The 12,732-nt window shown below is 35.4% G+C and carries 9 protein-coding genes and 1 pseudogene; 2 read left to right on the top strand and 8 right to left on the bottom strand.

Annotated features, from left to right (window positions below):
- A partial coding sequence (locus BM088_RS08635; RefSeq protein ID WP_143085052.1) for a transposase occupies positions 1-241 on the bottom strand: 241 nt, incomplete at its 3' end.
- A gap of 187 nt (positions 242-428) precedes the next feature.
- Here BM088_RS08635 and BM088_RS08630 point away from each other — a divergent pair.
- Positions 429-2,477 carry a winged helix-turn-helix domain-containing protein gene (locus tag BM088_RS08630; protein WP_091982801.1) on the top strand — a complete coding sequence of 683 codons (2,049 nt, stop codon included), beginning with the start codon at positions 429-431 and terminating at the stop codon, positions 2,475-2,477.
- A gap of 14 nt (positions 2,478-2,491) precedes the next feature.
- Here BM088_RS08630 and BM088_RS08625 read toward each other — a convergent pair whose 3' ends face one another.
- From BM088_RS08625 to BM088_RS08605, 5 genes are all read right to left on the bottom strand, one after another.
- Positions 2,492-3,400, bottom strand: coding sequence for a Dyp-type peroxidase (locus BM088_RS08625; RefSeq protein ID WP_091982799.1), 909 nt, complete (start codon positions 3,398-3,400; stop codon positions 2,492-2,494).
- 19 nt (positions 3,401-3,419) lie between these two features.
- Entirely contained in the window at positions 3,420-4,469 is a 1,050-nt protein-coding gene (locus BM088_RS08620) for an ABC transporter ATP-binding protein (RefSeq protein WP_091982797.1), read from the bottom strand.
- Entirely contained in the window at positions 4,462-6,111 is a 1,650-nt protein-coding gene (locus BM088_RS08615) for an ABC transporter permease (RefSeq protein WP_091982795.1), read from the bottom strand. The genes BM088_RS08620 and BM088_RS08615 overlap by 8 nt, the downstream gene beginning before the upstream one ends.
- Positions 6,112-6,175: 64 nt before the next feature.
- Positions 6,176-7,189, bottom strand: coding sequence for a Fe(3+) ABC transporter substrate-binding protein (locus tag BM088_RS08610; protein ID WP_091982793.1), 1,014 nt, complete (start codon positions 7,187-7,189; stop codon positions 6,176-6,178).
- A gap of 721 nt (positions 7,190-7,910) precedes the next feature.
- Positions 7,911-8,570, bottom strand: a complete 660-nt coding sequence (locus BM088_RS08605) for a tRNA-uridine aminocarboxypropyltransferase (RefSeq protein ID WP_091982791.1) — start codon at positions 8,568-8,570, stop codon at positions 7,911-7,913.
- 141 nt (positions 8,571-8,711) lie between these two features.
- Here BM088_RS08605 and BM088_RS08600 point away from each other — a divergent pair, with 141 nt between their 5' ends.
- Positions 8,712-9,047 (top strand): TehB family protein, encoded by a 336-nt coding sequence (locus tag BM088_RS08600; RefSeq protein ID WP_091982789.1) that lies wholly within the window; start codon positions 8,712-8,714, stop codon positions 9,045-9,047.
- A gap of 65 nt (positions 9,048-9,112) precedes the next feature.
- Here BM088_RS08600 and lpdA read toward each other — a convergent pair whose 3' ends face one another.
- A complete protein-coding gene (gene lpdA / locus BM088_RS08595) occupies positions 9,113-10,540 on the bottom strand; it encodes a dihydrolipoyl dehydrogenase (protein ID WP_091982787.1) in 1,428 nt (475 codons plus the stop codon).
- Positions 10,541-10,710: 170 nt separating this feature from the next.
- Positions 10,711-12,729: pseudogene (aceF, locus tag BM088_RS08585) on the bottom strand (pyruvate dehydrogenase complex dihydrolipoyllysine-residue acetyltransferase).
- Between the last annotated feature and the right edge of the window lie 3 nt (positions 12,730-12,732).

The following is a 12,732-nucleotide window of genomic DNA, read 5'->3' as shown; positions in this document are numbered from 1 at the left end:
TTGCTAAAGTTTTGAACAGTCTCATTAATATGCCTTTTCTTGACCAAAGAAGAAAACGACGATAAATGGTATTCCACAACCCAAAACATTCAGGTAAATCACGCCACGGACAGCCAACACGTAAGCGATAAAGTATTCCTTCTAGTGTTTGTCGATGTTCAAGCTTGTTATAAACTCTATCTTCAAGCAATATAGCTTTTAGTTTCGACCACAGCTCATCAGTGAGCATTAATCGGGGCATGACAATCTCGTTTAGTTTGGTTTTGGCGAAGTGAATTATACGAGATTGTCACTTACGCACAAAATTCAAACAAAGATCAACAGCCCCTAATTAAACTTACTTTTCGCCTTACTCACAAAGGAATCATGGTGACTTTTGAGTATGCACAAATAGTCACAAGCTTAACTAACTGAAAATATTATTAAAAATGAAAAATACACAAACAGATATTAATCAAATCCAAATAGGTGAATTTGTATTTGATAAAACAAATTCAACATTAATATTAGCTGATAAAAGTACTAAACTAGAGCCGCTATCATTTTCTTTTTTATGTTTTTTAATTAAAAATCAGGGTCAAGTTGTCAGTAGAGAAGAGTTATTAAATGTTGTTTGGGAAAACAGAGTTGTATCCGATGATTCAATTCGTAAAGTTGTAAAAAAGCTAAGAGATGCATTTAATGATGATGCAAAATCACCTAAGTATATAAAAACAGTTTCACTCAAAGGTTATTGCTTAGTAGCAGATATCAAAGTATGTAAAACGAAAAGTAAAAAAACATATAAGTCTATTATCTTAATTATTGCAGTTGTTATAGTGTGGATCTCTACTTTTATCATTTTTACAACTCAAAAAAATAATGAAGCTGTATTCAGTAACAACACTAAACATAAGATTGAATTACTAACAAATTTGCCAGGCTCAGAGATTGATGCTGATTTTCATCAAAAAACAAATACTTTGATTTTTTCCCATAAAACACACAATGATGCACTCTGGCAACTACATTACAAAAATTTAAACTCAGGTTTAACCTCTAGACTTACTTGGGATCAGCATAATTATCAAAAACCTTTATTTTCACCAAAAGGTAATAAAATTATATTTTGGCGAACGAATAAACCCAATCGAAGTCTATTTATGGCAGACTTTAAGCCAAATACAGGCTTAACTAATGTTGTTAATTTATCAGCTGAATTTTCAACTGCATTACCTCTTTCTTGGTCAAGTAATGGTGAATTGATTTATTTTGCTGGGACTAAAAAAAGTAATGCCCCCATTACCTTATTTACAGTAAATATTTCAAGTTTAAAGACCAAGCAATTAACTTTTGTAAATTCAGCAGGTTTTGGGGATTATTTTGCAAAGGAATCAAATGACGGCAAAAAATTAGCGATGCTACGAAATGTTGCAGATCAAAAATATGTCATGCTAATTATTGATCTTGAAACGGGTAAAATAATAGTCAATAAGCCCATTTCTTTTTATGCAAATGCAATCGTCTGGCATAAAAATAATGAAAAGCTATATATTTCAAGCTACAAGGGTGATTTTTATTATTATTCACTAATTAAAGATCAATTAACAAAACAAGCGGGAACTCAACCGAGTATTAATGATGTTATACATAACTGTGGCGATAACTGTTTTTATATGCGCCAACACAATATGAATTATACCGATATAACAGAAATACCGAATCCATTTGAAGAACCATCAAATAGTACAACCTTGTACATTGAATCTGATAATGCTGAATTTCACCCTATTTATAATGCAGCTGCAGATGCGCTTTATTACACTTCAAAGTCAACGCACAAGGCAAATATAATCCACCATGTATTAGGAGGAGATCCTAAAGTTTTATACAGTTTTGCTCCCCAAACAGTCATTACTGATCTTAGTATTAATCAGCAAGAAAATAAGTTACTAGGTAAAGCTGAAGGCCGCATTTTTATTCTTGACTTACTCACTAAAAAACTAAGTTATAAAACATCAGCGCTTGAAATAGCTGCAAACCCTAGCTGGAAACTAACAGGTGAAGGCATTTATTTTTCAAGAATAGAAAATCGTAAACAAAGATTAATTCAATACGATTTAAAGACCAGCAAGGTAAAGAAGTTAAATCAAGATATTATTCAAAAACAAGAATTATCAGATGGGCGCATTTTCATAATTGATAGTCATAAAAACTTATACCAAGTCATGCCTGATTCAACAAAAAAAATAGTTATTAAATTGCCAAGAACAGGGATTAATCATTGGCAAATTCACAAAAATGATCTGTATTACAGCTTCAGTGAAGGTAATGATTTTTATTTAACGCGTCTCAATATGAGTACAAAGCAGCAAAATAAACATTTAATCACCAAAAACACTTTATATATGGATTTTAAATTACACCCTGACGGTAAAAAAATATTATTTACCAAACCAATCATAGATAAAAGCAATATTATAAAAATTAACTGGTGAATGAGTTTATATGTTTAATCTTTGAGGCTAGATAAAAAGTTGACTGAAGGTGCAAAAAAAGAAGCCCCCATTTCTGCCTGTGTATAATCAAGCCAGGCATCATAAACACCTTTATTACCTAAACGTGCTTTATTTAGCACTTCAAATGCATCACCATCATTACTGCAAGTAACAAGTAACATTCCTTGCTCGTGCATATCACCATAAGGCATGCCTTGATGTAACAAAAGTGGATGACCATCTTGACTTTTTAGCTCAACTCGATTGGCATGACTAGATGCATTTAAAGGCATAATCAAATCATTATCTAAACGAGAGCGACCCATTATTTGCTCTTGCTCAGTAATAGAAAGTTTCTGCCACTCAATAATATTATGACGATAACGTTGCACATGAATATAGCTTCCTTGTGAAAATTCAAGGTCGTCATGGGGGGAAACCAAGGCTGTAGTCATTTTAGATCTACCCCTTGGTGTATCAGCCCCATATATAAAACCATTAAAATCGCGACCATCTAAAAAACGAAAACATTTTATTTGTTCGACTAATTCAACATCCGATGAAAATAAAGTTAAAATATTTGAAGCAAATAAATGGATCACATCAAGTCTGTCTGAACGAATTTGAATAAATACATCAAATGGCTGACTTGGCATCTCATGATCAGAATGAGAAATATTAGGAAAACTTTTCAAGCCCTTAGGGATCGTTTTAGGATATAAATGCGGCCAATACTGTGCCCCTATAGCAACCATACTTGATAACATAGCTTCAGAAAACTGATCTGAATAATCATCTTGTAAGCTTGTTATTTGTCCAAGCTTATCTCTAATAGAAGTATCATGACCATCTAATACATTAAAAAATAAATATAAGCCATGCAAGTTTGCTTCAGCACACACACCAGATTGAGCTTGGGGCATTCAAAATTCCTAAGTATTTCTAGTTTATAAAAAAGTTTACTGGATGTGGCAAAATATTCAAGTCAACCCGATCACCAGTATTAAACAGGCCATCATCAGTTGCTACAACTTCAATTTCTTGTGCTGAAACTTTAAGACGATAAATATAACGAGTTCCCATAAAGCGTTTACTTAAAATAGTAACGTCATCAATACCTGAACTTTCTGTGCTTTTAGCCTGTAAACTTAAATATTGCGGCCTTACATATAAGCTCCCTTTTTGCTTATTTTCATCAACAGCCTGAGTTGAAATCACATCTCCCAGAGATGTTTTAAAACACTGCCCACCTTGATATTGTGCATCTAAATAAATACCTTGCCCTAAAAATTCAGCCACCATTTTTGCTTTAGGTTGATGAAAAAGCATTTTAGCAGTGTCTTGTTGAATAATTTCTCCTTGATGCATAATGGCTAATTTATCTGAAAAGGCAAAAGCTTCATCTTTTGAATGTGTTACAAAAATTGCTGATACTTGCTGATCTTTAATAATTCGACGAATATCTTCTATTAACTGGAATCTAACTTGATGATCTATGTTAGAGAATGGTTCATCAAGTAATAATAAACTTGGCTTGTATGCTAATGCTCTTGCGATTGCGACCCTTTGCTGCTGTCCGCCAGATAACTGGTGTGGGTAGCGTTCACCCAAGTCCTCAAGTTTAACTAAGTGAAGCATTTCGCTAATACGGTCACGCTTAAATGTTTTATCTCGACTCAGTAAGCCATAACCAATATTTTGGGCAACCGTTAAATGAGGAAAAAGCGCATAATCTTGAAACATCATGCCTATATTACGTACTTCTGGTGCAATAAAAACATTTTTATCATTAACAGTTTTATTTGATATTTTAATAAAACCTTCTGAAGGTTTTATTAGCCCAGCAATCGCTTTTAAGGTTGTTGTTTTACCGCAGCCACTGGCACCTAAAAGACAAACAATTTCATTTTTTTCAATCATTAAAGATAAATTATCAATAACTTTATTACCTTGATAATCAAAGTTTAAATGTTCAATTAAAAGATCACTCATGAGCTGCTTCTTCTTCAAATTTAGCGCCTTCCATAGAGCTGGTAATAAAATATAAAGGTAGTAAGCCTACCAAAACAATGAACAATGCAGATATTGAAGCCAGCTCTAACTGTTCATCACTGACATATTGAAATACATGTGTGGCTAAAGTTTCAAAATCGAAGGGCCTTAAAAGTAACGCAGCTGGTAACTCTTTCATACATTCAATAAAAATTAATAGAGCAGCAGTTAACATGCCTCTGCGCAATAATGGAAAATGTATTTTTGTTAATGTTTGCCCTGGCGTTTTACCCATAGAACGACTAGCCATATCTAGTGAAGGAGAGATACGTGTAAAACTTGCTTCAATTGTGCCTTGTGCAACTGCATAGAAACGTACCACATAGGCAACTATAATCGCCACTAATGTACCACTAAAAATTAACCCAGGTTCGTTCGTAAACTGACCCACAAACTGATTAACAGCATCATCTAACATACTTAAAGGAAGCAATACTGCAATTGCCAGTACAGTACCTGGTAAGGCATATCCCATGCAGGCCATTCTTCCAGGAAACAAATCTATAGGCTTTTCACTCAGCCTTTGGCTAAATACAATAAACACACTCAATACAACACAAATAACACTAACAATACTTGCCAATTTTAAACTTTGCCAAGCATAAGTAAAAAACTCACTATTCCATGCCTGGTCAAAATAACTAATGGCATAACTCATTAAAATAGAAATAGGTATAAAAAAGGCAAATAAAAGAACAGATATACAAAAACCCGCTGCTAATACGCCATTCTTTTTTGATAATTGATAAAGCATCGCTTCATTATTTACGGCGCCTCTTTCATGTACCGCTTTTTTCCGCCTGCTATAACGCTCAATGCTTAAAAACATAAAAACAAAAAGCAACATAATACCAGAAATTTTAGCCGCTGCAGTTAAAGAGTAATACCCAAGCCATGTATCATAAACAGCTGTTGTTAACGTACTTACAGCAAAGTAATTTACAGTTGCAAAGTCAGCCATGGCTTCCATTGCAATTAAAGCAAGTGCCGCTACAATAGAACCTCTAGCCAAAGGCAATGAAACTTTGAAAAAGCTTTGGCTGGCGCTATAACCCATTAATTGACTGGCCTGTACTAACTTAAAAGATTGCTCTCGAAGGGCTGTTTTAAAAATTAAATATAAATAGGGATACAAAACCAAAGCAATCATAACAATTGCCCCAGGTAAGGTTCTTATATCAAAAAACCAATAATCAGCTGGATTTTGCCAACCAAATGTACTTCTAAGCCAAATTTGAACTGGCCCTGCATAATCTAATAAATCAGTATAAACATAAGCTATAATATAAGTGGGCATAGCCAAAGGTAACATTAAAGCCCATTCAAAGTGTTTTTTCCCTGGAAAGTCGCAATAAGCAACAAGCCAACCTAAAGGCAAAGCAATTAAACTACTTAAAGCTAATACACCAAAGATAAGAACAAAGGTATTATAGGTATAATCCCATAAAACAGTATTCCATAAATGCTCAAATACATCAGGATCGGGAACTAAAGATTCAAAAATCAGAAAAAGAAGAGGGAGTGCTAAAATAATTCCAGCAGACCAAGCAAACAACTGCCATCGAGAAATAGAAAAATGCATTAATACCTTTTAAAATCGGAAGTTTGAGGCAGTATTATACCTACAAACTTCCAAACTATATTAGTTATAAATCAAATTTTACTTCATCAATTAACTTCAATGCTAAAGTACGATTATCACTAATTTTAGAAAGTGGAATTGTATCTTCTGAGAATTTTCCCCAAGAAGCAACCATTTCAGACAAAGCAACACCTGATTTTACTGGATATTCCATATTAAGTGAGGCATACATTTTTTGTGCACTTTCATCACTCATAAATTCTATTAACTTCAAGGCATTCATTTTATGTTTAGTGTATTTACTTAAAACCACACCCGATACATTAATATGAGAACCACGATTAGCTTGATTCGGGAAATTAATAAAAACTGACTCCGCCCATACTTTTTGTTTTGGATCTTGCATCATTTTGCCGAAGTAATAACTATTTCCTAAAGCAATATCACATAAACCTTCTTTAACAGCTTTAACTTGGGCGCGATCATTTCCTTGAGGTTTTCTAGCCAAATTTGCTTTAACACCTTCAAGCCAAGTTTTTGTATCTTCTTCCCCATGGTGTGCAATCATAGAAGCAACTAAACCTAAATTATATGGATGTTTACCTGAGCGCGTACAAAGCTTACCTTTAAATTTAGGGTTGGCTAAATCTTCATATGTAAGTTGTGGTAAAGCACCTATACGGTCTTTTGAAGAATAAACATTACGAACACGTTTAGTCAGTGCGACCCAATGCCCTTCAGGGTCTTTAAATTGAGTTGGAATATTGCTATTTATAGTTTCACTCATAATTGGTTGCGTTAAATTTGCATGCTCCAATTGTAATAAAGCACTAAAATTAGAGGTTAAAACAAGATCCGCAGGTGTATGCTTACCTTCTCGCTTCATACGTTCAATCAAACCTTTTTTTGCAAATATAACTTTAGTCTCAATACCTGTTTGCTTAGTAAATTCTTTTAAAATTGGTTCAATTAAAAAAGGCTGACGAAAAGAGTAAATATTTACAACTTCTTTTGCTGTAACAAACCCAGAACTTAAAGCCGCTATTGCAAAAGCAAACACCATGATTATTTTTTTCATTTTAGAACCTATTTTTAGAAAGCAAGATTAAGAAAGTCACAATATTAAATTAGTATATTAACTTTTCCAAATAATAACTATTATCAATTAATAATTCAATTTTTAGTGCTATCTAACTCGTTTTAATACAAAATTATCTAGCCATAGACTAAAAGCCGATTAAAAATGTAAGATATATCGCACAGGAACGGCAGATATATCAGCAAACAATACATTATCAATAAAAATAAAATGAATAACCTCATGATATACATTAATAAAATATGAGGTCACATCCTATTTCAATTACATTTCAAAAAAATCATTTGTACCTTAATATTTCTATTTAAACTCCTATCTCTATAATTATCTTATCGCTTGGAGGGAAAAGGATTGTTCAAGCTAACAGGATGTTAAGATATGTACTCAGATGAGTACAAGGTAAAGGAAGTGCAAGATGCACACAGTTTAAAACTGATATCATGGATGACAAAGTAAAGGAAAGCGCTGACAGGAGTTAGCATACTAGGATGGTAGGGCTGCAAGAACTGACATTGGAGTGTCAAATGTAGCACAGGAGCATGGCATAGGATTTGCCAGTTATATGTATTAAAAATGTATAACAAAGGACTATATTAAGGAGCTAGTATTTCTCTAGTAAAGCAGGACGCTTAGAAGATTCCAGTCAGCGTGGTATATATAAATATACCACGCATTTTTGTGCCTGAAACTTATTAACTACCTATCTCTTTTTACACTTTAAATATGCTTCTCTAAAATCTGTAAAATGACGATCTAATTTTTTTGCTGCATCGTGCTCACCAGCGAGCTCTAAAACCATAATAGCAACTTCAGCAGTTCCTAAGTGATGCTCATGAATTGCCACTCTTAATTTATATTCTGACATTTTATCTGGAGAAATAGCTAAAACAGGAAAGTCATCCAAATAAGGGCTTTTTCGAATCATTTTCTTCGCTTCACGCCATGTACCATCCAAAAAAATCAATAAAAGAGTCTTATCATTTTCTCGAGCGATTGTACTCATAATACGCGCAGGTGACACATTATCTTCAGGAAAAATAACAATAGGCTGATATTGAGGATCTTTAAGTAAAGTTAGCAAAGCCTCATCTGGCTCAGTGCGATCCCATCTAAATGCGAAATTATTAGGAATAATATCAGCAATCAGACGCCCTGTATTTGAAGGTTTAAAACTTTCGTTGTGATACATCAACATACAAACAGCGAGGCCACACTGAGCTTGTTCAATACCATCACAGATGCATTCATTAATATCAATCAAACAATGATCACAACGTTTGAGTTTTGCACCTCGGGCTTTAAATTCTTTTTTGGATGTTAATAACTGTTTTTGCCTTAGTGCTAATACTGAGTTGCCCATTGAAACCTAACTACCCGTTTAAAAAGCCGCTATTCTATCCGTAAATCGTATTTTGATCTATAAATTCAATGCTTATTAAAATAACAATTAATTTTACTCTGGTGGGTATATACTAAATAAAAATTCAAAAGGTAGGCCTTTATGTCTCAAATCCCTAATGACTTTGTGAATTACAAATCATCCGCTATTTTAACGAAAGACAATGTACCAAAAATGTTTTTACACTTACATAATACTCGAGCAGGCGTATACGGGAAAATCTGTGTATTGGCGGGTACATTGAAGTTTTATGGTTTTACCGATAGGCGTGGTGAAGTTGAAAAAGAGATAGTTATTCATGCCAACGAATCTGCCATTTCACCGCCTCAATATTGGCATAAAGTCGCACTATTAACTGAAGACACACAATTTAGGGTAGATTTTTATGCTCAACAAGATTCTGAAATTGTAAAAGAGAATATGTCTGAACGACAATAACTTCCTATCAAAAACAAAAAACCTCGCTTAAACGAGGTTTTTTAAAAGTTATTAATAATCAGAAATTACTTCTTCTTTTTAACTGCTTTTTTATTTGGTAAATCTGTGATTGAACCTTCAAAGATTTCAGCAGCTAGACCAATTGACTCGTTTAGAGTTGGGTGAGCATGAATCGTAAGCGCTAAATCTTCACCATCTGCGCCCATTTCAACTGCTAAACCAATTTCACCAAGCATTTCGCCTGCATTGATACCAACCATAGCACCACCGATCACACGACCTGTCTCTTTATCAAAGATCATTTTAGTTTGACCTTCCGTACGTGCTGAAGCGATAGCACGACCAGATGCAGCCCAAGGGAATACAGCTGTTTCAATGTTTAAGCCTTGCTCTTTTGCTTCTCTTTCAGTTACACCCACCCAAGCGATCTCAGGGTCTGTGTATGCTATTGAAGGGATACATTTAGGGTCGAAGAAATGCTTTTGACCAGCAATTACTTCAGCAGCTACGTGAGCTTCATGCACCGCTTTATGTGCAAGCATAGGCTGACCAACGATATCACCGATAGCAAAGATATGGTTTACGTTAGTACGTAATTGCTTATCAACATTGATAAAGCCGCGTTCATCAACAGCAACGCCCGCTTTTTCAGCGTCAAGTAGCTTACCATTTGGCGTACGACCAACAGCAACTAATACTTTGTCATAACGTACTGGTTCTGCAGGAGCTTTTTTACCTTCAAAAGTAACGTATAAACCGTCTTCTTTAGCTTCAACGCCAACAACTTTAGTAGAAAGCATTACGTTGAATTTGTCTTTTACGTATCTTTGATAAATCTTGATCACGTCTTTATCAGCAGCTGGCACTAATTGGTCTGCAAACTCAACAACATCAATTTGAGAACCTAGCGCACGGTAAACAGTACCCATCTCAAGACCGATAATACCACCACCTAACACAAGTAGTTTCTCAGGAACATCTTTAAGTTCTAATGCACCGGTTGAATCAATTACACGGTCATCTTGTGGGATGAAAGGTAAGTTTACAGGTTGAGAACCTGCAGCTACGATTGCATTATCAAAAGTGATTGTTGAAGTTGTATCGCCATCAACAACTTCTAAAGTGTTAGAGCCAGTAAATTTACCGTAACCGTTAACAACTTTAACTTTACGCATCTTAGCCATACCGTCTAGACCACCCGTTAACTGGCCGATCACAGACTCTTTCCAAGAGCGGATTTTGTCTAAATCAATTTTAGGCGCGCCAAAAGTAACACCATGAGATTCCATTGCTGCTGCATCATCAATTACTTTAGCAACATGTAATAATGCTTTAGAAGGGATACAACCAACATTTAGACACACACCACCTAACGTATTGCGAGACTCAACTAAAGTTACTTCTAAACCTAAATCAGCAGCACGGAAAGCTGCAGAATAACCACCAGGTCCACCACCTAGTATAACGACTTGCGTTTTAATTTCGTTACTCATGCTTTTACCTTTATATTTTTGAACGGGACAAAATCAGTTCTGTCCGCTTATTTTCCTGCCACCTATCACTGAAAACAGTTTCAATAACAGGAATAAGGACATATTGAATAAATTTGTGGCCGGATTGTATCACCCGACCTAAAAAAGCGCGAATAAATTCACGCTTATACTTACATCACTAACTGGCGAATATCGCTCATGTAATTAGCAAGTGTCACTGTGAAACGAGCGGCTAATGCACCATCGATAACACGGTGGTCGTATGACATAGATACATAACACATCATTAGTTTTGCTCGTTAAGCTTTCACTTACATCACTAACTGGCGAATATCAGACATATAATTAGCAAGTGTCACTGTGAAACGAGCAGCTAATGCACCATCGATAACACGGTGGTCGTATGACATAGATAAAGGAACCATTAGTTTTGGTTCAAACTCTTTGCCATTCCACTTAGGTTTAATTTCAGACTTAGATACGCCTAAAATTGCAACTTCAGGTGCATTTACAATAGGTGTAAATGAAGTTCCACCAATACCACCTAAAGATGAAATAGTGAAACAACCACCTTGCATATCTGAAGATGTTAATTTACCTTCACGCGCTTTTTTCGAAATATCCATTAATTCACGAGATAGCTCGATAATGCCTTTGTTGTTCACATCTTTAAATACTGGAACAACTAAACCATTTGGCGTATCAACAGCAACACCAATATTGATGTATTTTTTAAGAATTAAGCTTTCACCATCTTCACTTAATGAAGAGTTAAATCTTGGGAAATCTTCTAATGCTTTAGCAGCTGCTTTCATAACAAACACAAGCGGTGTGATTTTCACGCCAAGTTTGCGTTTTTCAGCCATCACATTTTGTTCTTTACGGAACACTTCAAGGCTTGTGATATCTGCTTCATCAAACTGTGTAACATGAGGGATTTGAACCCAGTTACGGTGTAAATTAGCACCAGATAGTTTTTGAATACGAGATAGTTTTTGCTCTTCAACTTCACCAAATTTAGAGAAGTCTACTTTAGGCCAAGGAATTAAACCTAATTCACCGCCACCAGCATTACCTTTAGAAGCCGAAATTTGACCTGATTCAACTTGCTTAACTAGGTTTTTAACATAGTTTTGCACGTCTTCTTTAACAACACGACCTTTACGACCAGTGCCGGTTACGTTAGCTAGGTTTACACCAAACTCACGCGCTAAACGACGAATAACTGGCGAAGCATGTGCATAAGCATCATTTTCTGCAAAGTTTTCTTTTGCAGCTGGTGCAGTAGCTGGTTTTTCAGCAGGTGCTGTTGGAGCAGCCGTAGCTTGTGCTACTGGCGCAGCTGCTGGAGCACTTGAAGTAGTTTCAAATGTCATTACTAAAGAACCGGTAGATACTTTATCGCCAGCAGCTACTTTAATTTCTTTAACAGTACCAGCAAATGGTGCAGGTACTTCCATTGAAGCTTTATCGCCTTCAACGTTTAAAATTGATTGGTCCTCGCTAACAACATCGCCAACTGTAACTAAAATTTCAGTTACTTCAACTTCATCACCACCGATATCTGGTACATTAACATCTTGTACTGCAGATACAGCAGCAACTGGTGTTGCAGGAGCTGATTCAACAGCAACAGGTGCAACTGTTGCTGCGCCCGCTACTTCACTCTTGATTTCGAAAAGCATTACCAAAGAACCGGTAGAAACAGCATCACCTGTTGCTACTTTAATTTCTTTAACAGTGCCAGAAAATGGTGCAGGCACTTCCATTGAAGCTTTATCGCCTTCAACATTTAAAATTGATTGCTCTTCTGTAACAACATCGCCAACAGCAACTAAAATTTCAGTTACTTCAACTTCATCGCCACCAATATCAGGAACATTCACTTCCTGAACTGCTGATGCCGTTGCGATTGATACAGTAGTCTGTTCAGCAACAACAGGCTTAGCAACTTGTACTTCGCCTTCAAAAACCATGATTAAAGAACCTGTAGTAACAGAATCACCGATCGCTACTTTGATTTCCTTAACAATACCTGCAGTCGCTGCAGGTATTTCCATTGATGCCTTATCACCTTCAACGTTTAAAATAGATTGATCAACTTCAACCTTGTCGCCTACGCTTACAAGGATTTCTGTCACTTCAACTTCATCTGAACCGATGTCTGGTACATTAATTTCGATTGTCATGTT

The organism is Pseudoalteromonas denitrificans DSM 6059 (genome assembly GCF_900112265.1).
In the GTDB taxonomy this organism is placed as follows: Bacteria; Pseudomonadota; Gammaproteobacteria; order Enterobacterales; family Alteromonadaceae; genus Pseudoalteromonas; species Pseudoalteromonas denitrificans.
The sequence above is the reverse complement of the archived record's forward strand: the minus strand, read 5'-3'. Positions and strand labels throughout refer to the sequence as shown.

Excerpts from the sequence above, each read along its gene's own strand:
- BM088_RS08630 (WP_091982801.1), top strand. The coding sequence starts at position 429 with ATGAAAAATACACAAACAGATATTAATCAAATCCAAATAGGTGAATTT.
- BM088_RS08625 (WP_091982799.1), bottom strand. The coding sequence starts at position 3,400 with ATGCCCCAAGCTCAATCTGGTGTGTGTGCTGAAGCAAACTTGCATGGC.
- BM088_RS08620 (WP_091982797.1), bottom strand. The coding sequence starts at position 4,469 with ATGAGTGATCTTTTAATTGAACATTTAAACTTTGATTATCAAGGTAAT.
- BM088_RS08615 (WP_091982795.1), bottom strand. The coding sequence starts at position 6,111 with ATGCATTTTTCTATTTCTCGATGGCAGTTGTTTGCTTGGTCTGCTGGA.
- BM088_RS08610 (WP_091982793.1), bottom strand. The coding sequence starts at position 7,189 with ATGAAAAAAATAATCATGGTGTTTGCTTTTGCAATAGCGGCTTTAAGT.
- BM088_RS08605 (WP_091982791.1), bottom strand. The coding sequence starts at position 8,570 with ATGGGCAACTCAGTATTAGCACTAAGGCAAAAACAGTTATTAACATCC.
- BM088_RS08600 (WP_091982789.1), top strand. The coding sequence starts at position 8,712 with ATGTCTCAAATCCCTAATGACTTTGTGAATTACAAATCATCCGCTATT.
- lpdA (WP_091982787.1), bottom strand. The coding sequence starts at position 10,540 with ATGAGTAACGAAATTAAAACGCAAGTCGTTATACTAGGTGGTGGACCT.